The 22,462-nt window shown below is 64.9% G+C and carries 18 protein-coding genes; 10 read left to right on the forward strand and 8 right to left on the reverse strand.

What is annotated here, in order from left to right:
• Window positions 1-5: 5 nt before the first annotated feature.
• Entirely contained in the window at window positions 6-1,523 is a 1,518-nt protein-coding gene (locus tag IH615_RS18780) for a GumC family protein (protein ID WP_291364316.1), read from the reverse strand.
• 127 nt (window positions 1,524-1,650) lie between these two features.
• Here IH615_RS18780 and IH615_RS18785 point away from each other — a divergent pair, with 127 nt between their 5' ends.
• The gene (locus tag IH615_RS18785) at window positions 1,651-2,913 is read left to right on the forward strand and encodes a VpsF family polysaccharide biosynthesis protein (protein ID WP_291364318.1); all 1,263 of its coding nucleotides are present in this window, start codon (window positions 1,651-1,653) and stop codon (window positions 2,911-2,913) included.
• Here the strand turns inward: IH615_RS18785 and IH615_RS18790 are convergent.
• Window positions 2,910-4,346 (reverse strand): hypothetical protein, encoded by a 1,437-nt coding sequence (locus IH615_RS18790; RefSeq protein ID WP_291364320.1) that lies wholly within the window; start codon window positions 4,344-4,346, stop codon window positions 2,910-2,912. The genes IH615_RS18785 and IH615_RS18790 overlap by 4 nt on opposite strands.
• A 199-nt stretch (window positions 4,347-4,545) precedes the next feature.
• On the opposite strand from IH615_RS18790, the gene wecB reads away from it, so the two are divergent.
• From wecB to IH615_RS18805, 3 genes are read left to right on the forward strand one after another with little or no spacing between them, the layout of a single operon-like run.
• A complete protein-coding gene (gene wecB / locus IH615_RS18795; protein ID WP_291364322.1) occupies window positions 4,546-5,697 on the forward strand; it encodes a UDP-N-acetylglucosamine 2-epimerase (non-hydrolyzing) in 1,152 nt (383 codons plus the stop codon).
• Window positions 5,690-7,027 carry a UDP-N-acetyl-D-mannosamine dehydrogenase gene (wecC, locus tag IH615_RS18800; protein ID WP_291364324.1) on the forward strand — a complete coding sequence of 446 codons (1,338 nt, stop codon included), beginning with the start codon at window positions 5,690-5,692 and terminating at the stop codon, window positions 7,025-7,027. Before wecB ends, wecC begins: the two co-directional genes overlap by 8 nt.
• Before the next feature lie 2 nt (window positions 7,028-7,029).
• A complete protein-coding gene (locus IH615_RS18805) occupies window positions 7,030-7,815 on the forward strand; it encodes a WecB/TagA/CpsF family glycosyltransferase (protein WP_291364325.1) in 786 nt (261 codons plus the stop codon).
• Window positions 7,816-7,824: 9 nt separating this feature from the next.
• On the opposite strand, the gene IH615_RS18810 is transcribed toward IH615_RS18805, so the two are convergent.
• Window positions 7,825-9,264 (reverse strand): polysaccharide biosynthesis C-terminal domain-containing protein, encoded by a 1,440-nt coding sequence (locus IH615_RS18810; RefSeq protein WP_291364326.1) that lies wholly within the window; start codon window positions 9,262-9,264, stop codon window positions 7,825-7,827.
• 171 nt (window positions 9,265-9,435) lie between these two features.
• Here IH615_RS18810 and IH615_RS18815 point away from each other — a divergent pair, with 171 nt between their 5' ends.
• The 3 genes from IH615_RS18815 to IH615_RS18825 all read left to right on the forward strand — a co-directional run bounded on the left by IH615_RS18815 (window position 9,436) and on the right by IH615_RS18825 (window position 13,016).
• Complete coding sequence (locus IH615_RS18815) at window positions 9,436-10,524, forward strand: glycosyltransferase family 4 protein (RefSeq protein WP_291364327.1); 1,089 nt, start codon at window positions 9,436-9,438, stop codon at window positions 10,522-10,524.
• 70 nt (window positions 10,525-10,594) lie between these two features.
• Window positions 10,595-11,578: a GNAT family N-acetyltransferase gene (locus tag IH615_RS18820; RefSeq protein WP_291364329.1), complete on the forward strand. Its 984-nt coding sequence runs from the start codon at window positions 10,595-10,597 to the stop codon at window positions 11,576-11,578.
• Window positions 11,579-11,597: 19 nt separating this feature from the next.
• Complete coding sequence (locus IH615_RS18825; RefSeq protein WP_291364331.1) at window positions 11,598-13,016, forward strand: hypothetical protein; 1,419 nt, start codon at window positions 11,598-11,600, stop codon at window positions 13,014-13,016.
• Here the strand turns inward: IH615_RS18825 and IH615_RS18830 are convergent.
• Window positions 13,010-14,260: a cellulase family glycosylhydrolase gene (locus IH615_RS18830; RefSeq protein ID WP_291364333.1), complete on the reverse strand. Its 1,251-nt coding sequence runs from the start codon at window positions 14,258-14,260 to the stop codon at window positions 13,010-13,012. The two genes, IH615_RS18825 and IH615_RS18830, sit on opposite strands and share 7 nt — an antisense overlap.
• 113 nt (window positions 14,261-14,373) lie before the next feature.
• Here IH615_RS18830 and IH615_RS18835 point away from each other — a divergent pair, with 113 nt between their 5' ends.
• From IH615_RS18835 to IH615_RS18845, 3 genes are all read left to right on the forward strand, one after another.
• Window positions 14,374-16,272, forward strand: a complete 1,899-nt coding sequence (locus tag IH615_RS18835) for a heparinase II/III-family protein (RefSeq protein WP_291364334.1) — start codon at window positions 14,374-14,376, stop codon at window positions 16,270-16,272.
• A 118-nt stretch (window positions 16,273-16,390) separates the two neighbouring features.
• Window positions 16,391-17,380, forward strand: a complete 990-nt coding sequence (locus IH615_RS18840) for a sterol desaturase family protein (protein WP_291364336.1) — start codon at window positions 16,391-16,393, stop codon at window positions 17,378-17,380.
• Window positions 17,381-17,382: 2 nt separating this feature from the next.
• Window positions 17,383-18,525: a GNAT family N-acetyltransferase gene (locus tag IH615_RS18845; protein WP_291364506.1), complete on the forward strand. Its 1,143-nt coding sequence runs from the start codon at window positions 17,383-17,385 to the stop codon at window positions 18,523-18,525.
• Here the strand turns inward: IH615_RS18845 and IH615_RS18850 are convergent.
• From IH615_RS18850 to IH615_RS18865, 4 genes are all read right to left on the reverse strand, one after another.
• Window positions 18,513-19,481 carry a PDR/VanB family oxidoreductase gene (locus IH615_RS18850; protein ID WP_291364338.1) on the reverse strand — a complete coding sequence of 323 codons (969 nt, stop codon included), beginning with the start codon at window positions 19,479-19,481 and terminating at the stop codon, window positions 18,513-18,515. The genes IH615_RS18845 and IH615_RS18850 overlap by 13 nt on opposite strands.
• A 10-nt stretch (window positions 19,482-19,491) precedes the next feature.
• Window positions 19,492-20,235: a GntR family transcriptional regulator gene (locus tag IH615_RS18855; RefSeq protein ID WP_291364339.1), complete on the reverse strand. Its 744-nt coding sequence runs from the start codon at window positions 20,233-20,235 to the stop codon at window positions 19,492-19,494.
• A 3-nt stretch (window positions 20,236-20,238) separates the two neighbouring features.
• Entirely contained in the window at window positions 20,239-21,285 is a 1,047-nt protein-coding gene (locus IH615_RS18860) for an aromatic ring-hydroxylating dioxygenase subunit alpha (RefSeq protein WP_291364340.1), read from the reverse strand.
• 123 nt (window positions 21,286-21,408) lie between these two features.
• Window positions 21,409-22,431 carry a TRAP transporter substrate-binding protein gene (locus tag IH615_RS18865; protein WP_291364342.1) on the reverse strand — a complete coding sequence of 341 codons (1,023 nt, stop codon included), beginning with the start codon at window positions 22,429-22,431 and terminating at the stop codon, window positions 21,409-21,411.
• Window positions 22,432-22,462 lie beyond the last annotated feature (31 nt).

The raw sequence follows: 22,462 nt of genomic DNA on the forward strand, positions 1-22,462 counted from the left end.
TGCGGCTATCGTGCCGCCCGTGGGGCCGGCGGCCAGCGCATGTCGCGCCAGATGCCCAGAGCGATGGCGACACCCATGCCCAGCAGCAGCCCGGCAAAGGCGCCGATGCCGATCACCAGGACCGTCCGCGGCGGCCAGGACCGGCCCGGCGGCGGCACGGCGGTGGAGATCACCCGCACATTGGTCGTGTCGATCTGCTCGCGCTCGGTGATCTGGCGGGCACGGGACAGGAAGCTCTCGTAGATTGCGGTCTTGGAGGTCGCGTCGCGCTCGAGTTCGCGCAACTGCACCTGCAGGTCGTTATCGGTGAAGACGGCGCTGGTGAGGCTGGCCGTCTCGGCGGTCAGGGCTTCGAGATTGGCCTCGGCCTCGTCCAGCGCAGTCTTGGCTGCCGTCACGGCGCGGTCCACCTCGGACCGGATCTGCGTCTGCACTGCGCCCAGTTCCGCCGTCAGGCCGACAATGGTGGGGTGGCGCGGTCCCAGGGTCATCGATTGTGCCAGCAGCGTCTGCTGCAGGGCCCCGGCCCGGTCGCGCAGCGCCTGCAGGCTCGTCGTGTTGCCGACCGACGGATTGGCGTCTGCACCGGCGGCCACCAACGTGTCGTAGTTGGTCTGCGCCGCGATGACCTTGGCCTGCGCCTCGACCACCTGCGTATTGAGCGCGTTCATCGTCTGGGTGCTGACCAATTGGCCGTCGCTGGACGCCGCCAGATTGTTGTCGCGGCGGAATTTCTCCACGCGCTCCTCGGCGGCCTGAACATCGGCCTTGAGTTCATCGAGGCGGTTATCAAGCGATGCCGCGGCGCGCGAGGCCCCGTCGGCCTCGGCTTCGGCGAGCTCATCGCGGAAGGCGGCGACGATGCCATCGGAAATCGCGATCGCCTTGCCGGTATCCTCTGCCGAAACCAGCAGACTGGCGACGAACGACTTCTCGTCCGCCTTGGTCGACACCCGCTCGCTCAGGGCGCGCAGCGCCGTCACCGAAGGATCATCCTTCGCCTCGGCCGTGCTGCCGAACAGGTTCGGCAGGGCGAACAACGGCGTGGACCTGTCGACGAATTCGGGATCATTGACCAGGTCGAGCTCCTCCACGACCCGGGCCAGCACATTGCGCGACGTCAAGACGCGCAGCTTGCTGCCGGCGATCAGCAGCTGGCTATCCACCTGCCCTGGCTGGGAGAACAGATCGCCCTCGACCACCTGCAGGTTTGCCGGATCGATCATGATGTCGGTGGTCACGGTGAACCGGGGCTTGCTGAGCACCGCATAAGCGCCCCCCGCCACCGCGCCCGTTCCGGCCAGGACAGCCGAGAGCAGCAGGCCGTTGCGCAGCCAGACGAACAGGCGCCCAAAATCGAGCTCGAGGAAATCACCGATCTTGTCGAGCGTGACCGTGGTGGTGGCGCTTTGGGGCTGGGTCGTATTGGCCGGCGTCGACGGGGTCCAGGCAGGCTCACCACCCAGCCGCGCATAAGCATGGGATGCCGAGCGGTGCGGTGGCGGGGGCGCGATGTCAACCATGGCGTTAACGCCTCATTTTCCAAAATGGCCTAATGTTAAGACCTTATACAGCATGCCGGTCGGGGCGGTTCCGGAATGACCTTTTGTGGTTAAACCGCCTGTCGACCCCGCTATGTCAGGTGGAAACGTGAGCTATTCGGCCGTGGGCCCCGACCCGTCCGCCCCCGCGGGGGACCGCCGGCGGAACGCCGTGACGCTGCTGCTGGTGCTCGGCATGGCTGTCGCCCTGGCGGTGCGCATCGTCGTCTCCCCCATGCTCATGGACCGCATGGTCACCTATACCGAAGAAGGCGGCGCTTTCTACGAGAAGCTCCATTTCGGCACCTACCTCATTTTCCTGATGTTGCCGCTGGCCCTGTTCAGCCAGCCCTTTGGGCTGAAGGGCGAGGAGATCGGCAGGTTCAAGGCGCTGCTCTGGTATTGCCTGGCCATTCTGGCTCTGGTGGTGGTGCTGTTTGTTTCCGGCCGGCCCGGCTCGTCGGTGTTTCTCATCGACACCTATCTCGTTGCCGGAGCGGCGGGGCTGATCGTGCTCGCTCTGGGCCGCGACGCACGCCGCCTGCTTGCCGAGTTCGTGCTTTTGATCCTGATCGTCAGCGCAGTCATCGGCATCGGCGAGGCGCTGACCCAGAGGCGGCTACTGCCCTATGATCTGGTCGAGCTCACCTTCCGGCCGCTCGGCCTGTCCGAGCACCCCCTGGCGCTCGGCGCGCTCTGCGCTACGGCCGTCGGCTTCGTCGCGCTGACACAATGGCGCATCTGGGTTCGGGTGGCGGCCATCTTCGTGCTGTTTGTCGGCTGCGCCGCTTCGGGCGCCCGCTTTGCCCTGCTGCTGACGATCGCCGAAATCCTGGTGCTGCTGGTCTTCCTGCCGTGGCCCCGGCTGTCGCAGCGTCAGGCGCGGCGCGCCAAGGCCCTGGTGCTGCTGGCGACGCTGGTTGGCGGCACGATCATGATCGGCCTGTTGGCGGGCACCGGCCTGCTGAGCCGGTTCGGCGATACGCTGTTCGACGAGAACTTCTATGCAAGGCTCACCGTCTATCAGGTCTTTTCCATGGTCGGCTGGCAGGAACTGCTCTTTGGCATGCCACCGGCGGACCTGCTCGCCCTGGTCAACGAGAAGCTGAACCTGCCCTTCATCGAAAGCGCGCAGGTGGTGATCGGACTGACCTTCGGCATCCCGCTCGCACTGGTCTTCACCTGGATCTTCGGCTGGATCATGCTGCGGCTGCTGCGCGGCGCACCATTGGCCGCCTGGATCGGCACGGCGACCTTTGTGCTGGCGGCTTTGTCGAACAATACCCTGTCGGCCAAGCAGCCAATGATGACGATCATCTTCGTGCTGCTCCTGGCCCTGGCCATCCCCAGGCAGAATGTCGGGCAAGACTAGCCGGCGCTATCGACCACTTCGACGCCCGCCGCCCGGTTGAGCGTGTGAATGCCCTTGCGCGCCCATGCCGCGCCCGCACGGATCGGCACGGGCGCGCCAAGCACGACCGCATCATCATCCAATCGCAGCAGTTCAGCCAGGCCCAGCCCGCCGCCATAGCTGTCCTGCCCATCCTGCAGCGGCAGGAAAGTTCGCCCGTCACGCTCGATGAAGGCGCCGCCAGGCCGGGCCGCCGAGCGGTCGATGGCAATCGGGTTGAGCCGGTGCGGGCTCCAGGGTCCGCGCAGTTCCGGCGCGTAGAAAACCACCAGCGTGTCCGAAGCGCTGCCGGAGCCGCGCCTTTCGGTGCCGAACAGCCAGTACCGCCCGTCGCGCTGGAGCAGGGTGGCGTCGTTGATATCCAGGTCGTCCATCAGCACGGTATCGACCTCCCACCGGTCGGGGAAGGATGTGGCGCGATAGAGCACGAGACGCCTTGCGCCACCGCTTTCGGGCAGCATGTACATCTCCCCGCCATGGCTGAAAACCTGCGGATAGGAGAGGTGATAGGGCTCTTCGAGGATCACGCGCGGCGCGCCGAAGCGCCCATCGGCACCGAGCGTGGCGACTGAAATGACGCCACGACCGGTGGCATAGGGGTATTCCTCGACGAAGAGATGAATCTGGCCATTGTGTTTGACCACGAACGGATCGGCATAGAAGCGCTGGCCGTCATCTTCGAGCGTTGTGAATGGAAGGCCATCGAGACAGGTCGTGGCGGCAATGTCCGCGCCGTCGCTGATGCGAAAGGCTGTTTGCCAGTAGAATGGCCGCCCCCTCCTGAGCTTTTGCCCAAGCCGCCCCGCCACACGGCCGGCCAGATGCGGCACATAGTGTCGGAGAAAGCCGGAAACCGCCGGTCCTGCCGCCGGAGTCTCGACCGGCGCCAGCACGCCCGCAAAGAAGCGGGCCACGCCTTGCTCGACTAGGGAGATGGCGCCCGCCAGCATGTCGTTGCTGGCCCGCGTCAGCCACGTCAGGTCCGATAGCATCGGCCGGGCGATGCCCACCGTCTTGCCCGCCAGTGTCGTGGTGACGACAGGGAGTTCGCCGGTCGCCAGCATCTGGCTCAGCCCCTCGGCGAAACTTGGCTGGCCGTTGAAGGCGAGGCCAAGTCTGGGCGATGACCCGTGACCCACCTGTCCCGTGAGATCGATCAGCAGATCCGGTTCTTCGATTGGGTCCGGCGGCGGAGACGGTACCCTCGTGGCCAAACCAGTGTCGAACCGCCGCGCCTCCAGCGCGAGCACCAGATCCAGCCGGTGACCGGTGTTCTCGGCAACAGGGTCATGCCGAACGCCGACGCGATAATTGGCGGCTCGCAGGCGCTGCAGCAAATCGACCTGCCACACGCGAGCCGCGGCGGGATCGAATATGACTACAATTTTACGCAAATTGTTCGTCGCATTGCTGCTCATGCCGACCAAATGACAAGTAATTCCAGTCGCGACAAGGCGTCCGGAGCGAACAAGGTGAACAGGGTTCGAAGTTAACTATACGTTAACAGTTCACATTCAACTGCCATAGAGGCGCGCTATAGAGGAGGTGCGGTGCCGGCGTCAGTCACCGTGGCTTTGCGGCAGGGACTACCCCATGAACTTCATCTCGCCCCCCTATCGGAACAAGAAGAAGCTTCTAATCGTATTCGGCACCCGGCCGGAGGCCCTGAAGTGCTTTCCGGTAGCGCGCGCCGCCCTTGCCCGTCCCGATCTGGTGACGGAAATCTGCGTGACGGCGCAACACCGGGAAATGGTCGATTCGGTGATCAGCCTCACCGGCATGCCTGTCGACTACGACCTCAATGCCATGCAGCCGGGCCAGACCCTGTTCGATGTGACCACCAAGGTCCTCACCGGCATGGAGGCCGTGCTCGAGCAGTCCAAGCCCGATATCGTCATGGTGCAGGGCGACACGACCACAGCCATGTCCGCCGCCCTGGCCGCCTTCTACAAGCGCATCCCCGTCGCCCATGTCGAGGCAGGGCTGCGCAGCCACAATATCGACTCGCCGTTTCCAGAGGAACTGAACCGCCGCATTGCCGGCGACATCGCGACCTGGCATTTCGCGCCGACGTCAGAGGCGCGGGACAATCTGCTGGCCGAGGGCAAGGATCCCACCCGCATCTTTGTCACCGGCAACACGGTGATCGATACCCTGCTGTATTTCTCGGACCGTATGGACGCCGACCTGCCGCTGAACGCCGAACTGGCGTCGCGCTTCCAGTTCCTCGATGCCAACAAGAAACTGATCCTGGTGACCGGCCATCGCCGCGAGAACCATGGCGGCGGCATCGAGCGCATCTGCACCGCGCTCAAGGTCCTGGCGACGCGTGGCGACGTGCAGATCGTCTATCCCGTCCACCCCAATCCCCAGGTGCGCGGCGTCGTCGAGGCGCAACTGGCCGGCGTGCCCAATGTCTTTCTGATCGATCCGCAGGACTACCTGCCGTTCCTCTACCTGCAGAAGCACAGCTACCTGGTGCTGACCGACAGCGGTGGCGTGCAGGAGGAGGCACCCTCGCTGGGCAAGCCGGTGCTGGTGCTGCGCGAAAATACCGAACGGCCCGAGGGCGTCGCCGGCGGCACAGCGCGCCTGGTCGGCACCGACGTCGACCTGATCGTTTCCAACGCAACCCGGCTGCTCGACGATCCGTCCGCCTATCGCGGCATGGCCGAGCGCCACAATCCATACGGCGACGGTCGGGCAAGTGCCCGCATTCTGAAGGAGCTGCTGCGCGATGTCTGAGATTCGTACCGTTTCCGTGATCGGCATGGGCTATATCGGCCTGCCGACCTGCGCCATCTTCGCCAAGGCCGGGCTGGACGTCTTTGGTGTCGACGTCAACGAGGAGGTCGTCGCCAAGGTCAATCGCGGCGAAATCCATATCGTCGAGCCCGAACTCGACGGCTTGATCCAGAAGATGGTCGAGTCAGGCAAGCTGACTGCCTACACCACGCCGCAGCCGGCAGATGCCCATATCATCGCCGTGCCGACCCCCTTCATGAACGACCACGATCACACGCCCGACCTCAGCTATGTCATGGCCGCGGCGCGCAGCATCGCCCCCGTGCTCAAGCGCGGCGACCTGGTAGTGCTGGAATCGACCTCGCCCGTGGGCACGACCCGCAGCATGACCATGCTGCTCGCCGAACTCCGGCCCGAACTGCGCTTCCCCCATATTCATGGCGAGGAAGCCGATGTGCTCGTTGCCTATTCGCCGGAACGCGTCCTGCCGGGCAAGGTGCTGACCGAGCTGGTCGACAATGACCGCTCCATCGGCGGCCTGTCCCAGGCATCGGCCCAGCGCACGGTCGCCCTCTACACCACCTTCGTTGCCGGCGACCTCTACATCACCAGCGCCGAGAGTGCCGAGCTGGTCAAGCTGACCGAAAATGCCTTCCGCGACGTCAATATCGGCTTTGCCAACGAACTGGCCGGCGTGTGCCAGCAGCTCGGGCTCAATGCCTGGGAAGTGATCGAGCTGGCCAACAAGCACCCGCGCGTCAATATCCTCAACCCCGGTCCGGGCGTGGGCGGGCATTGCATCGCCGTCGATCCCTATTTCATCATCGAAGCCGCACCCGACAGCACGCACATCATGCGCGCCGCGCGCCAGATCAATTCGGACCGCCCCTATAGCGTGGTCCGCGACGTGGAAATGCTGCTCGATCCCAACAAGCACCAGACGATCGCCTGCCTGGGCCTCAGCTTCAAACCCAATATCGACGACATGCGCGAAAGCCCCGCCGTCGACGTGGTGCGCCTCCTGTCCGAGCTTCGCGATGTGCGCATCCTGGCAGCCGAGCCGCATGCCAGGGGCCTGCCCAAGCAATTGCAGGGCCTCGGTGTGGAATTCACCGACGCGCTGACCGCCATCGACCAGGCCGACATCGTCGTGCTGCTCGTGGATCACCGCCATTTCAACCTCATCGATCCCGAAGCGCTCAAGGACAAGAAGCTGGTCGATACGCGCGGCCTGTGGACCTGGCGCAAGGCGCGCCGGACCGATGCCCGCATCGAGGGCCGCAACAGCCTGACGCGCCCCCGCCGACGCAGCACCGACAAGGCCGCCTGACCATGACTGGCACGGCTTGGGCCAAGCACCCCCTGTTGATGCAGCGCCGCCGGGAATTCCTCGGCGCGCCCATGCATGCCCTCAGCATGGGCGAAACGATAGGCCTGGCCGAAGAGTCGATGCAGACCCGCACGCCGCTGCTGCACACCGTTGTCAACGTCGCCAAGCTGGTCACCATGAAGAACAATGCTGAGCTGCGCGAAGACGTAGCCAGCGCCGATGTCATCAATGTCGATGGCACCGGCGTGCTCTGGGGGGCTCGACTGCTCGGCGTCGCCATCGACGAGCGCGTGGCGGGCGTCGATGTAATGACCGAGATGTTCGCCCTCTGCGCGAGCAAGGGCTACCGCCCGTTTCTCCTGGGCGCCGAGCAGCATGTGCTCGACGACATGGCGGCCGAACTGGCGCGCCGATACCCGGATCTGGTTATCGCCGGCCTGCAGAACGGCTACTTCGCCGCCGAGCAGGAGGCGGATGTCATTGCCGCCATCAATGCTTCCGGCGCCGATTGCCTGTTCGTGGCCCTGCCCACGCCCCGCAAGGAGCGTTTCCTCAAGCGCTATCGCAGCGAACTGCTGCCCAGCTTCGTCATGGGCGTCGGCGGGAGCTTCGACGTCTTCGCCGGCAAGGTTGTCCGAGCACCGGTACTGATACAGCGGCTTGGCCTCGAATGGCTGTTCCGGGTGGTGCAGGAACCAGGCCGGCTGTGGCGCCGCTATTACGAGACCAACACCGCCTATGCCGCGCTGCTCTGGCAGGCCTATTGGGCCCGCCGCAGCGCCAGCTGACGCGTCCGCTCAAGCGCTGCGCACCCTGTTGCGCAGCCGCATGGTCAGCGCCCTTGTCTCGTCCGGATGCACCAGCGCATTGAGGGCAAGGAACGTGGCTCCACCTGCTGCCCCGCCGGCAACGAGCGCCACGAGGGCTGGCGCCCCTGCCAACCCCAATCCGACCAGCGACGCCACCACCCCGGTCGCCACCGCGATCCCCAGCGAAATCCCCATGTCGCGCCACGGCACGGGCACGGGCGTGAGCCTTTCGCTGATGATCACACAGGCTACCAGGCTCGCCAGCATGCCGCCGGCCAGGGCCAGTGCCGCGCCGGTCTCGGCCATGCCGGGGATCAACAGCAGCGACAGCGCGATCGTGGCGATCGACCCCGCGCCATTGGCCAGCACCAGCAGCCAGGGTCGCTTGTGGGCATGCACCACCGCTCCATAGACGAAGCTGGTGAGATTGGCGCACAGCACCGAGAAAGCGATGATGGCAAAGAGCTGGTCGACCCGGCCGTGATAGTCCGGCGGCAGCACTACCGCGGTGATATAGGGGCCCAGGGCCACAAGCAGCGCCGCCACCGGCAGGCACAGCCGCACCATCAACGCCATCAGCCTCGATACCAGTGCGGCAGCGGCGGCCGGTCCCTCGGCGTCGAACTTGCCTACCACCTCGGGAAATGCGCCCATATTGATGGCATTGGCCACCATGTCGATCGGCTGCCGCGCCAGCGCATAGGCGGCGGCGAAAATCGCCACGGCGCCGGCATTGTAATAGCCATTCAGGAACAGCCGCTCGGCATTGTTGAGCCCGAACCCCACCAGCGCCATCACCACCAGCGGAATGCCGAAGGCAAAGAACTCCCGCTGCGTAAACGGCGCCGGCCCCGCAACGACCTTGCGCCATGCGAGCGCCCCGCCGATCAACCCGGCGATGAGGACGCCCAGGCTCGAGCCGATCGAGATGGCCAGGAACGACCCCGGCAAGACCGCGATGGCAAGTACGGGCAGAGCCAGCTGCAGGCCGGCCCGCAGGAATTCAAGCATGCTGTAGGTCGAATGGCGCTGCTGCATCTGCAGCACCGTCAGGGCGAACCTGCCCACCGCTCCCGCGATCAGATAGAAGCCGACCGCCAATGCGAAGTCGGTCCAGCGATCCGGCGCGACCAGCATGGCAGCGCCAGCCGACGCAGCCAGGGCCACGACCGTGGTCATCGTCATCACCCGCCCGGCCAGCAACAGGCTGCCGCGGCTGACATCCTTCTTGCCGCCCAGTCTCAGCAGCGAAATGCGCAGCCAGTTGGTCACCGCGATGTCGGTCATCTCCCCGATGGTCACGACCAGGGTCAGCAGGCCATATTCGGTCTGGTCGACCAGCCGCGTCGCGATGGCCAGCAGCAGCAATGCCGATAGCCGCGTCAGCAGGATCGCGGGCGCATAGATGAGCGTGGACCGTAGCAGCAAGGGCGCGTTTCCGGATGTAACCGAGACCATTGGCTTATCGCCCCAATGGTTCGGCGCCCAGCACAAACCCGGCACAGCGTGAATTCAGACGATTTGAATAAAATGCCAGCGTAAACCCTGTCCCGATCCTTCGCTTCCGTGCACGGGCGGCTTGGGCTAGGCAGGATCATCATGTTGCAACGCCCCACCAGCATTCAGGTCATGGTCGCCACCCCGTCGGCAACTGCCGGACAGGGGGGCGTCGATCGCGTCATGGCCACCCTCAAGAGCCAGCTGGAACGCGAAGGGCCCTCCGATGTAACCGTGCGCTTCCTGCCCAGCCGCGGCCCGGGCTCGGTGCTGCTGTCGCCCTTCTACGCCATCGGTTTTTGCCTTCGCATGATCGAGGCGCGCCTGCGGGGCCAGGTCGATGTGGTGCATATCAACCTCTCGAGCTTCGGCAGTACCTACCGCAAGCTCGTCATCGCCGGCTGCGCACGGCTTCTGCTCATCCCCTACGTGCTGCACCTGCACGGCGCCGAATACCAGTCGTTCTGGCATGAGGATAGCGGCCTGATGGGCGTGTGGATCCGTCACATGTTCGAGCATGCCAGCCAGGTTGTGGTGCTCGGCCGGGTCTGGCGCGATTTCATCGCGCGCCGGGCCCCTGGCGCCGCCGACAAGATCACCATCATTCCCAATGCCACGGCAGCTCCGACGCTGCCGCATCGGGGCGGGGGCGAAACCGTCCATATCCTGTTTCTCGGTCGCATCGGCGATCGCAAGGGCGTGCCGCAGCTGGGCGAAGCATTGCACCGCATGCGGCATATGCCGGGTTGGCGGGCCACCATTGCCGGCGACGGCGCGGTCGAGGCCGCGCGCGCCAAGGCGGTCGAGCTCGGACTGACCGATCGCGTCGCTCTTCCCGGCTGGGTGGGCCCCGAAGAGGTCGCGCAACTGATCGCCTCTGCCGATATTCTCGTCCTGCCTTCCTTTGCCGAAAACCTGCCCGTGTCGGTCATCGAGGGGATGGCCGCAGGACTAGCGGTGGTCACCACCCCGGTCGGCGCGGTGGAAGACATCATTGTCGACGGTGAAACCGGCTTGCTGGTGCCGCCCGGCGATGTCGATGCCCTGACCCTTGCCCTGACGCGCCTGGTCCAATCCCCCCAGTTGCGCGCCGAGCTCGGCCAAAACGCGATGGCTGTCCACCGCGCGAGGCTGGACCTGGCGCCCTTCGCCCAGGCCATTCGCGAGGTCTGGCTGGCCTCGGCACGTTAAGCCTGCGGAAACTGCGCGATAGCATTGTCTGCCCTGATACTGACGCCATATTCTGGAGCTTGCTGAACCGATGAGTGTTGGTGTTTCCGAGCCACAAACTGCCCAGGCGCCCCCACGCGCCGCCAGTTCGGCCGCACCAGTCACCATCGTGCCCGTACTCGATCGCGCCACCTGGGATGCTCTGCTGGCGCGGGCCGCCTTCCCCCATCTTCCGCAGACCTATGGCTATGGCGAGGGCAAGCGAGCCACGGGCTGGAGCGTCGAGCGGGTGGCCCTGCAACGCGGTGGGCGCAGCCTGGCGATTGCCACGGCGCTGGTGCGGCGCCTGTTCGGTATTCGCATCCTCGTCCGCATCAATCGTGGCCCGATCCTGCTTGAACCCCTTTCGGCGCAGGACGTCACCGCGCTTTACGCCGCCCTGCGCCGGCATTGGCGCGGCCCGCTGCTGATTGCCCCGGCCCTGCCGCATGGCGCTGACAGCACGCAGATTTTGGCCAAGGCCGGGTTGCGGCTCCGTCACGACAAGGGCTGGATGTCCGGCCGCATCGATCTGGACCGTGAGCCCGAGCAGATCTGGTCGGGACTTGCCTCGACCTTTCGCAACCGGGTCCGCCAGGCCGAGAAGGCCTCGCCGTCCGTGCGCATCGCCATTGACGATGCGGCCTATGAATGGCTGCTCGATCGCCACGTCGAGAACATGCGCGACAAGGGATTCTCGGCCGCCGATCCGGTCCTGCTGCGCGCCCTGCGAGCCGCACGACCACAAGACGTATTGGTGTTTCAGATGATGCACGATGGCCAGGCCGTGGCCGGCATGTCCGTCGTGCTTTTCGGCGATTGCGCCGAATACCATGTGGGCTGGTTTGGCCCAGAGGGGCGTCGCCTCAACGCCGGCAATTTCCTCATGTGGGAGGTGATCAAGGAACTGCAGCGGCGCGGCGTCAGGCAATTCGATGTCGGCGGCCTCAAGCCCGGTGACGGTTATACGCAGTTCAAGCGGACCATGCGTCCGGTCGAGTTCCGGCTCGCCGGCGAGTGGATGAGCTTCTGGTGATGATCTGTCGGGGGCAAAGATGACCTGGCTGGATCGCGCCCGCGGCGCCTATGTGCGAAGTCCACCCTTGCTGCGTCGCGTCCTGCGTCCGCTGATGGGACTGGTGCCAGCCAGATTGAAGTTCGGCCCGACCTACCGGCGCTGGCGGGTCGATATCGCACGCGCCAGCAGTGATCCGGTCTTCGCCGCCGACCAGCATCTGGCCTCCCTCCGTGCCCTGCTTGCCAAGGCGCGTGCCGGCAGTCCGTTCTACCGCGAACTGATCGAAAAAGCCTTCGGTAGCCAGTTCGACCCCAACACCATCATGCTGGGCGACCTCGGCCGCCTGCCCATCCTCGACAAGACGGCACTGCGCGCGGCCGGCCAAGCTGCCCTCGCCGTGCCCAGGGGAGATGTGGACCACGCCGAGACCAGCGGCTCCAACGCCGAGGCGCCCTTCCACTTCTATCTCGACAAGGATCGCAGCACCCGCGAAATGGCCTTTGTCTATGATGTGTGGTCGCGCGTCGGCTTTTCCGAAAGCGAGGCGCGTGTCTGCCTGCGCGGCTTCGGGCTCGACCCGCATGGTCTCAACATCCATGACTGGGATCCTGCCCTTCGGGAACTACGACTTTCCGTCTTTCCCATGACCACACGGGACGCCGCCACCTATCTCGACCTGATCGACGCGCGCGGCGTGCAATACATCTACGGCTATGCTTCGGCGATCGAGTTGTTCTGCCGGCAGATGCTGCGTCTGGGCCGGGCTCCCAAGCGCCCGATCAAGGGCATCATGCCCATTTCCGAACCCGTCTACGATCATCAGCGCCGAGTCATTGCCAGCGCCCTGGGCAATCCGCCCATCGCCTGCTTCTATGGTCTGAGCGAAAAGGTACTGTTCGCCGCCGAGGTGCCCGGAACGGCGGGCATCTATGAGTTCAACCCGCTCTATGGCCTGGCCGAACTCGTGGACCACAAAGGCGCACCGGTTACCGAAGTTGGCGGCGAAGGCCGGCTCGTCGGCACGGGTTTCCTGTCCACGGGCATGCCCTTCATCCGCTACGAAACCGGCGACTTCGCCCGGCTGGTGCAATTGCCGACGCCGGGTAACGGCCAGCGCCTGCGGGTTTCCGACCTGACCCCGCGCCGAAAGCCCAGCTTCCTGGTAGCGCGGGATGGCAGCCGTGTCGTGACCACCGATCTCACACCGGAAAACTGGAACGCCATGGAAGGGATCGCGGAATTCCAGTTCTACCAGGACCGGCCCGGCGAGGTGCTGATCCGCTATGTGCTTGGCGAAGGCGGCCAATCGGAAGACGCTGCGCGTATGGCCAGCGAGCTTGAGAGCCGGTGCCATCGGCGCATCTGCTTCAAGACCCAGCTTGTTGACCAGATTGCGACCGGTCGCCACGGCAAGCGCGCCTTCATCGATCAGCGGCTGGACATTGCCCGCTATTGAGCGCTTGCCATGTCAAGCGCCTGCAGCAGTTCCATATCGGGCACGGCCGGTCCGCTGGGCACGATGACGGACATGCCATAGGGGTTTGAATACTCCCAGATCGACCATGGGAAGCCGTATTTCTCCGCCTCGCCGCGAACCGCCGCCAGATAGCGCAAACGGTCCGCATTATGCGCGCCCATGCGGCCATCCGGCGTCATCAGTATGGCGCCAAACTCGCCCATGAACAGACGCGTTGGCGCAATGTCGTGGCTTTCCGCCCAGGCGACAGCTTCGTCGATGCGGGCTTGCAGTTGAGAAAGGCCCCAGTTCTCATCGAAATACTGCGCCACCACGCCCTGCAGCTCGATGATGTTGCGGGCCTGGCGGCCAATGTCGATCCCGGCCGTATCCATGTGGGCGCGCAGGCCTGCGATGGTCAGCTCCGCGCTCCCCTCCGAGGCCGGCCATGGCAGCCCGGAGGCGAAGCTCTCCGGGTCGTCGTGTCGCTGATGGGTGAAGCTGTGCGGCTCGTACATGTGGAAGCTGTAGAGCAGGTTGGGATCGTCGAATGATGGATCAAGATCCGTCAGCCCGGTAATGCTGCCGCCACACGCGCCGGTTGCGACCACCGTCAGTTCCGCGCTGACCGCCCTGATATCGGCGACGGTATCGGCCACGATCGTTTGCCAGTCCTCCGTGCCGCTGGCGTCGCACGGATAGTAGGCCGGCTCGTTATAGGGCTCGATCGCCACCTGCTCGATGCCGACCGCCACCAGCATTTCCGCGACGTCGACGACCATCTCCCGGTAGGCCGCTACCCCGACGCTGTCGGCGCCGTCATAGATCATGTCCATGCCATATTGCGGCACCTGGCTGACGCCGTGCAGGTTGAAGACGACCTTGAGCCCGGCCGACGTCGCCGTTCGAACCGCCGCCGCCAGAATATCAAGCGCCTCCTGGCGCTTGCCACCCTCGCTGGCCAGCAGGGGGCCGGGGTCGACGCTGAGGCGGATGAAATCAAAGCCCATGGCGCGAATGCGCTCGAACTGGTCGCCCTCCGGCCAATCGCTGAGCGGTCGCGCACCCGAAAGCCATTCGTCTTCATCGCGGTAGGGGGGCCAGCGATAGCTGCCGTCTGCCGCGAGCGGCGCCCAGTTCAGCCAGTCATGCACCCCCACGCCGCGCTGCAACGCAATGGGCGCCGCAGCGACGGCGCCGGTCAAAGCAAGGCAGGCGGCAGCGACCCGGGCAAGGCGCTTCATGGCGGCACTCCGATGAACCTTGGCGATGTTAACCCATAGCGGCGAAAACGCAGCGCCGCAGGCGCGGCATTCTCGGCTTGTGGTGTATGAGGGTTGAAAGAGCTGGGCTTTCGATGAAGCTATCCTGGTACGTCAATCGCCTCCGCAACATGGAACCGGCTGAAATCGCCCATCGGCTGGTCGAAAAGGCACGAAAACTCGTATCCAAGCGTGGCCATCAGGGTTGGCACCGCTATCCCCGCGCCCCGCTGCACCCGGTGTTTCCCGGCCTGGCCGAGAGGGTCCTTGCCGCCTCGCCCGCACAGCGTGAGGCCATCGCCGCGGTCACGCGGGAAATACTGGCGGGGCGGTACTCAGCTCTGGGCCGCCAGTGGCCGGCGCGCGAGGCGGCGAACCTGTTCCCGCCCGAGCTGTGGCGCTTCGATCCGATTAAGCAGTCGCTTTGGCCCGGCCATGAGACCTACGCCTTCGATGTCGATTTTCGCCACGACGGCTCAAGGGGCGACATCAAATATGTCTGGGAAATCAACCGGCTGCAGTTCCTGCCGGTCGTTGCCGCCCATCATTTTCTGGCGGGTGACCAGGCGAGCCTGAGCGCGATCGAGGCGGCCCTCGACAGTTGGCATGCGGCCAATCCGCCCTTTGGCGGCGTCGCCTGGGCCTCGGGCATCGAAGTAGCGCTGCGCGCCATCAGCATCATCCTCACCCTGGACATGGTGGGCGATCGCCTGTCCGAGGTCTCGCGGCGCCAGGCCGGGCAGATCCTGTCGGCCAGCGCCTTCTGGCTGCCGCGCTTTCCGTCGCGCTTTTCCTCAGCCAACAATCACCTCGTCGCCGAGCTGGCGGGGGAATACCTGATCGGGCTTTCATTGGGGCACAGCCCCGACCGGTCGTGGCGACATTTGCTCGTCGAACTGGACAGACAGATCCTGCCCGATGGCAGCGGCGCCGAGCAGACGCCCACTTATGCCGCCTTCACCGCCGAACTCGTGCTGATCTCGGCCCTCGCCGCCCGTGAGGCCGGCACGCCCTTGCCGCAGCCGGCGGCGCAGCGGCTTGCTGAATTTGCCAACTTCATCGGCTGGCTGGGACCCCGTGCGGAATTCGGCGACAATGACGAAGGCAGGGTCGTCACATCAGGCGACGAGAGCGACTACCCGTCCTCGGTGGCGTCCGCAATCGCCGGCTTTACGGGCCGTCCGAGCCCGGTCCAGCCAGCCCAGGATTTTCGCGCCCTGGTACTGGGCATGCCGCAAGAATTCTTGCAGCAAGCCGCAGGTTTTCATTGCTTCGCCAGCGGGGGGCTTAGCGTCTGGCGAGGAGAGCTGGCCGCTCGTCCCGTGACCATGCGCTTCGACCACGGACCGCTGGGCTACCTGTCCATCGCCGCCCACGGCCATGCCGACGCGCTCTCGATCACCCTCGACATCGATGGGCAGCCCGTTCTGGTCGATCCCGGCACCTACCTCTATGGATCGGGCGGCCCCTGGCGAGCCTGGTTCCGCTCGACGCCTGCGCACAACACCCTCAATCTGGCGTGGCAGAGCCAGAGCGTGATGTCCGGGGCTTTCAACTGGTCGCACAAGGCAAATGCCGGCCTTGTCGAGCATCGGCCGGCGGACTGGAGCGTCACCGCCGAGCATGACGGCTACGAACGACGCTTTGGGGCGCGGCATCGGCGGCAGGTACAGCGGAAGGATGACCATGCCATCCTCATCCACGATTGTCTTGTCGGCACGGCACGGGAGGCGGAGATCGTGTTCCAGCTGGCCATTGGGCTCGACGCCGAGCGCATCGGCAATGTCGTGACCGCTAGCCGCAATGGTACGCCGCTGCTGCGCATCACGCTCCCCGACGACGCCATCACCATTCAGGCTGGCGGGGAGTTGCCTGATCATGGCGGGTGGGTTTCGCCGCGCTTCGGCGTCAGGCATCCGGCGCCCCGGATTGCCTGGCAGGGCAGGGTCGACGCGGCGGGCGTTCGCTCGGTCCTGACCGTCCTGCCAAGTTAACTAAGCTTTAGTAATTAAGGGGTCTTGGCCCCCGTGATCTGGCATTTTGATCGCGCGGCGGACGCCCCTGTCCAGGGTCGCGTGCCAACCCATCCACTGTCGCTCGGGAGCAAATGCGATGATCGCCCAATTCCTCGACAAGGTTATGGACAAGCTGACGGTCGAGAACCTGACGACGGCGGGCCTGCTGTTCCTGACGGCTTTCGTCAGTGCACTCATCGCCTATTGGCGGACCGTGGAAAAGAAGTCCTTTGCCGATTTCTTCGAATTCGCCTTGCCCAAGGAAGTGATCCTGCATCCATCGGCCCGTGCCGACGCGCTGTTCTGGATCACCAAGCGGCTGATCATGCCGTTCCTCCTCATCCCATCGGGCGTGATCTTCGTGTCGGCGGTGGCCTTTGCGACCAATCAGGGCTTGGGGGCGCTGTTCAACATTCACTCGCCCCTGCTGGGCGGACCAGCCGGCCCCGTCGTGGTGATCATCTTCACCATCACCATGCTGCTGGCCTACGATCTTTCGTATTACCTCTATCACGCCGCTCAGCACCATTTTCCGGTGCTTTGGGAACTGCATAAGGTGCACCACTCGGCCGAGGTCATGGTCGGCATCACCAAGGACCGGGTGCACCCGCTTGACGATCTGCTGAACCGCATGTGGGACGGCGTCATCCCCGGCATTGCCTTCGGCATCTGGACGTTGATCGCGCTCGACCCTGTCGAGGTGACCATTTTCGGCATCAATGTCTATGTCATCCGCAACATCCTGATGATGGACTTCGTCCGTCACACCCATTTCAAGATCTCGTTCGGCCCGCTCAACAACGTGGTGCTCTGCCCCCATTGGCATCAGTTGCACCACAGCGTTGATCCTCGCCATTACGACAAGAATTTCGGGCTGCTGTTCTCATTCTGGGACCGGATGTTCGGCACCCTGGTCGTCCCCCAGCCGGACGAAGACTTCAAGTTCGGGCTGATGGATCGCGACGCCCACGAGTATCAGTCGCTATTCGGGCTCTACATCCTGCCTCTGAAGAAAATGGCTCAGGTGATCGGCCAGGGATTCCGGCGCCGCGAGCCAGCCAAGCCCGTCGAGGGCAACCAGCCGTGAACATGCATGCGCTTGGCGCGACCATCCGCGCCGAACGGCTGGAGATCGTCACGGACTCAGAGCGCCTCGCCGAGATCGGCCCGGCCTGGGATGAACTCTGGACCCGCACGGACAGCCTCGTGTTCCAGGGCCATGCCTGGATTTCGGCCTGGTGGCAGACCCTGCCCGATCGGGACAACAGGCAATTGCGCATCGGGCTGGTCTGGAACGGCGACCGCCTCGACGCGGTGATGCCGCTTTGCCTGCACAGGCGCCGCGGCCTGCGCTTTCTCGAATGGGCGGCCAACAGCTATAGCGACTATGAAGACATACTCGCTGGCCCCGACTGCCCGACGGCCGCGCTGGAACGCCTCTGGGCGGAACTGACCGGCCTTGGCGGCTTCGACATCGCCCTGCTCAACCGCCTGCAGCCCGGCGCACGCATGCGCGAACTGGCGGCAAGCCGAGCCCGGCCAACGCTGGTGCCGAACCACCGCAGCGAAGTCAGTCACCGGGTGACCGGTGCCTGGACATCAGGCGCCGCCTGGTTCGACAGCCAATCCAAGAAAGCGCGCCAGAATTACCGCCGCGGCCAAAGCGCCATGAGCGAGTTCGGCTCGGCCCGGTTCCGCCTGCTGCCAGAGGACGAGCCGCTCGCCCCGGTGCTGGCCCGCCTTTCAGCGCTCAAACGCAAGTGGCTGGATGCCCGCGGCCACACCTCCGCCCTGTTCGATGAAGGCGATGTTGCGCTGCCCGCTTTGGTGCAGGCGCTGGCCCGGGCGGGTGTCCTGCGCATCTTCGTTATCGAGGTGGATGGATTGATCGTGGCCATCTCGATCAATTTCGAACATCACGGCACCCTGATGGCTTTCGTCACCACCTATGACCCGGCTTTCGAGCGCGCTTCGCCTGGGACGCTGCTGATGAGCGACTACATCATGTGGGCGTTCGATCGCGGCCTGCACACGGTCGACTTCCTCTGCGGCGCCGAAGCCTTCAAGCAGCGTTTCGGCACCGATGCGGTGACGCTGGGCACCTTCGTCGCCCCAGGATCGCTACGCGGACGCGCTGTCCTCGCGCTGGACCATGCGCGGCATGCGCTGGCGCAAAGGCGCCAGCGCGCTGCGTCGGCAACCGTCACAACGGCCAGCAATCAGGCGCGATAGCCCACGTCGATGACCGCCTTGCCGCTGGCAAAGCGCGAGACGCAGGCACACATGCGGGTCCCCTCATGCTTTTCCTCGGCGCTGAAGAACACGTCGCGATGGTCTATGGGTCCGTCATGCGCGACGATGTCGACGGCGCAGAGCCCGCATTCGCCACGCTGGCAATCGTAGATCATGTCCACGCCAGCCCCGAGCAAGGCTTCAAGCAGCGTCTGATCCGGCCGCACGGCCACGGAACGACCGAGCCCCTGCACCTCCACGCTGAACGGGCCTTCGGCAAAGAGCCCGCTATCGCCGAACACTTCGTAGCGCAGCCGCCCCAGGGGACGCCCTGCAGCGGCCCAGGCGGCCTTGACCGCATTGAGCATGTCGATGGGTCCGCAGACATAGAGCTCGCCATCGGCAGGCAGGGCCGCGATCTCGGCGGCGACATCGATCCGCCCACCGGCATCGCCGGCATGCACGGCCACCGCATTCCCCAGTTCGGCCTCGAGCGCATCGGCAAAGGCCATCACCGAGCGGCTGCGCCCGCCATAGGCCAGACGGAAGGGAATGCCGCGACGCTTGAGGGCCAGGGCCATGCCATAGATCGGGGTTATGCCGATGCCGCCGGCCATCAGCAGGTAATAGGGCGCGCGCCAGGCCAGCTCGAACCGGTTTTCCGGCAGGCTGAGTTCGATGGCCGCGCCCACCTCGAGCCCCCACATGAAGCGCGAGCCGCCACGGCTGTGCTCGTGGTGTTTGACCGCAACGCTGATATGGCCTGATGGCGCCGGCAGGCAGCTATAGGTTCGGATGGCCTGCCCCTCGCCGAGGCTGACCTTGAAATTGCTGTGCGAGCCCGGATCGAAACGCGGCAGCACACCTTCGACCGCGAATTCGAGCAGCCTGACATCGTCGGCGATCTTCTCGGCGCGAGTGAGGACGCCCTGGCGCCATTCCTGCCTGTTGCGCATAACCTGCCTCCTATTCGCCGACCAGAGCCAGCGCCGGCATGCGGCGCAGCAGGCTTCGATCCTCGGCGATGACATATTCGAGATTCTGCCGCGCCAGCCGCGCATGCTCGCGCGCCAGCGCCTCGGCCCGCCCGCCCTCACGCAGGTCGATGGCGTTGACGATGGCCTTGTGCTGCGCCTGCCCCACCAGCAGCGACTGGCGGAAGGCCGGGACGTCGGCCTGCTTGTCGAGAAAGGCGCTCGGCGAGGCGAAGGGCAGCCGCGTCACCCGTCCGATCTCGCGCCTTATGGTCTCGCTGCCGGACAGACCTGCCAGGGCCTCGTGAAAGGCCGCATTGAGTTCGACATAGCGCTCGAATTCCATGTCCGCGGGCCGGTCGCGCACCGTTTCGTCAAGCGCGCGCACCAGGTCCTTGATCGCCTTCATCCTCGCCGGCGGCACGCCGCGTTCCGCCGCCAGCCGCGCCGCAGTGCCTTCGAGCACGCCGCGCAACTCAATGGCGTCGATAACCTCCTCACGCGCGAAGCCACGCACTGCAAAACCGCCTGAGGGAATGAGCTCAAGCAGCCCCTCCTGCTCCAGCCGGGCCAATGCGGCGCGGATCGGCGTGCGGGAGATCCCGAGGCGTTGGGCGATGGCCACCTCCGAAAGCCGCTCGCCCGGGCGGACGCTGCCGCCCAGGATCAGGTCGCGTACGCCCATCAGCGCCTTGAGCGATTGCGGCTGCTGGCGTGTCTGCAGTGATACGGCCATGGACTATTCCGCCGCCATGGCGTGTTGCTGCTCGTCCGCGATCATCGCGTCGATCAGCTTGCGCGCCCACATCGAGCCGGCATCGATATTGAGGTTGTAGATGACATGGTCCGGATTGCTGTCGATGGCGATCTGCTGGGCTTCCAGGATCCGCTCATCCTCGCGGAAGATGCCCGCCACCCCCTCGCGCAATTCATGCGTGCGGCGCTGCTCGGAGAGTTTGTAGTTGCGGGCAAAGGCCCAGAAATAGTGGCAGGTCTTGTCGGTCTCGGGCGTGATCGTATTGAGCACGAAGCCGTTGACCCCCTGGCTGCGGTCGCCCTCGGGTGCGCCCGTCCCGGCAACCGCCACACCCACATCGATGGCGATGGTGGCCGGCGCCTCGAAGTTGATGATCTGCCAGCGATCGACATTGCCCTCCTTGCCCAATTGCCCACGCCAGAACGGCGGTGGGTCGATATCCTTCATCCAGCGGGTAATGGTCGCCGTCTTGTCCGAATGGGTGGCGGTGAACGGCGCCTCGGCGACGGCGCGGTTGCCGATGGATGAGCCATGCACATAGGTCTCGTGCGTCAGGTCCATCAGATTATCGATCACCAGCCGATAATCGCATTTGGCGTGGATCAGCTTGCCATCCGCGGCCCAGGCCGGATCGTCGTTCCAATGCAGGTCAGGCACTTTGGCGGGATCCGCCAGCGCCGGATCGCCCATCCACAGCCAGATGAAGCGGTGCTTCTCGATCAGCGGATAGGACACCACGCAGGCCGACGGATTGATCGTGTCCTGCGAAGGCATGTATACACAGCGGCCGGTATCGTCGAATTCCAGCCCATGGTAGCCGCAGATGACATTGTCACCATAGAGCTCACCCATGGAGAGCGGCAGCAGCCTGTGCCAGCAGGCATCGGCCAGCGCCACCGGCGTTCCATCCTGCTTGCGGTACATAACGACAGGCTTTCCGCAGATTTTGCGCGGCAATAGCTGCCGCTTCACTTCGGTGTCCCACGCGGCGGCATACCAGGCGTTCAGTGGAAATGTCTGAGTGGTCATCAGCGGGCTCCTCCTCAGGCGCTCAATCTCATGGGGACATGAGATACCAATTGTATACATTTTTCAAGGGCACATGCCCGCCGGAATTGGCAGGGTCCGGCCTTGTCGGCCGGACCCCTTTGCTCAGTTGGACTCTGCGGCAATGGCCGCCTTGGCAGCTTCATAGAGCGCCGGACCATCCAGCCCCAGTGCCGTCATTTCGGTGAACCAGCCCTCGACCGTAGGCTGTGCGGCAGCCTGCCAGCGGGCCGTTTCGGCTTCGTCCAGTTGCACGATGTTGTTGCCGGCCGATACAGCGATCTTGAGGCCGTTGGCATCGCCCGAATCCATGACATTGCCGAACTGACGCGAGACCTCGAGGCCCGAATTGGCATCGATGATCGCCTTCAGGTCATCAGGAAGGTTGTTGTAGCTGTCCTGGTTCATGATGAAGCCGAAGGTCTGCGTATAGAGCCCGTACTGGCTGGTGAAACCGGTATGGTTCTTGACCAGTTCGGACACGCGCAGGGACGGGGTCACTTCCCACGGAATGGTCGTGGCATCGATCACGCCCTTGGACAGGGCCTCGGTCACCTGCGGCACCGGCATGCCCACCGGCTCGGCGCCGAGCTGGGCCAGCATGCTGGAAATGATGCGAGACCCGCCGCGCACCTTCATCCCCTTGAGATCTTCAAGGCTGGTGATGGGGTTCTTGGAGTGGAACAGGCCAGGACCATGGGTATGCAGGGCGATGACGTGAACGCCGGCGAATTCGTCGGCCGAATTTGCCATGACATAGTTGTAGAAGGCCGCCGATGAATCAGCGGCATTGGTCACCATGAAGGGCAGCTCGAACACTTCCGACTTGGGGAAGCGCCCGGGCGTATAGCCCAGCACCGTCCAGATGATGTCCACCACGCCGTCCTTGGCCTGGTCGTAGAGCTCCGGCGGGGCGCCGCCCAGCTGCATGGCCGGATAGAGCTCGAACTTGATGCGCCCGCCGGATTCTTCGGCAACCTTGGCCGCCCAGGGCTCGATTGCCTGGGCGGGAATGGTCGCCTGCGCGGGCAGCATCTGGTGGATGCGCAGGGTCACTTCCTGGGCGAATGCTGTTGTCGACATCGCGAGCGCGGCCAGCGCGCCTGCAATTATATGTACGGTCTTCATTGGGTTTCCTCCCTAACTGGGCCATCTGGCC

It is taken from the genome of Devosia sp. (assembly GCF_014860165.1).
Lineage (GTDB): Bacteria > Pseudomonadota > Alphaproteobacteria > Rhizobiales > Devosiaceae > Devosia.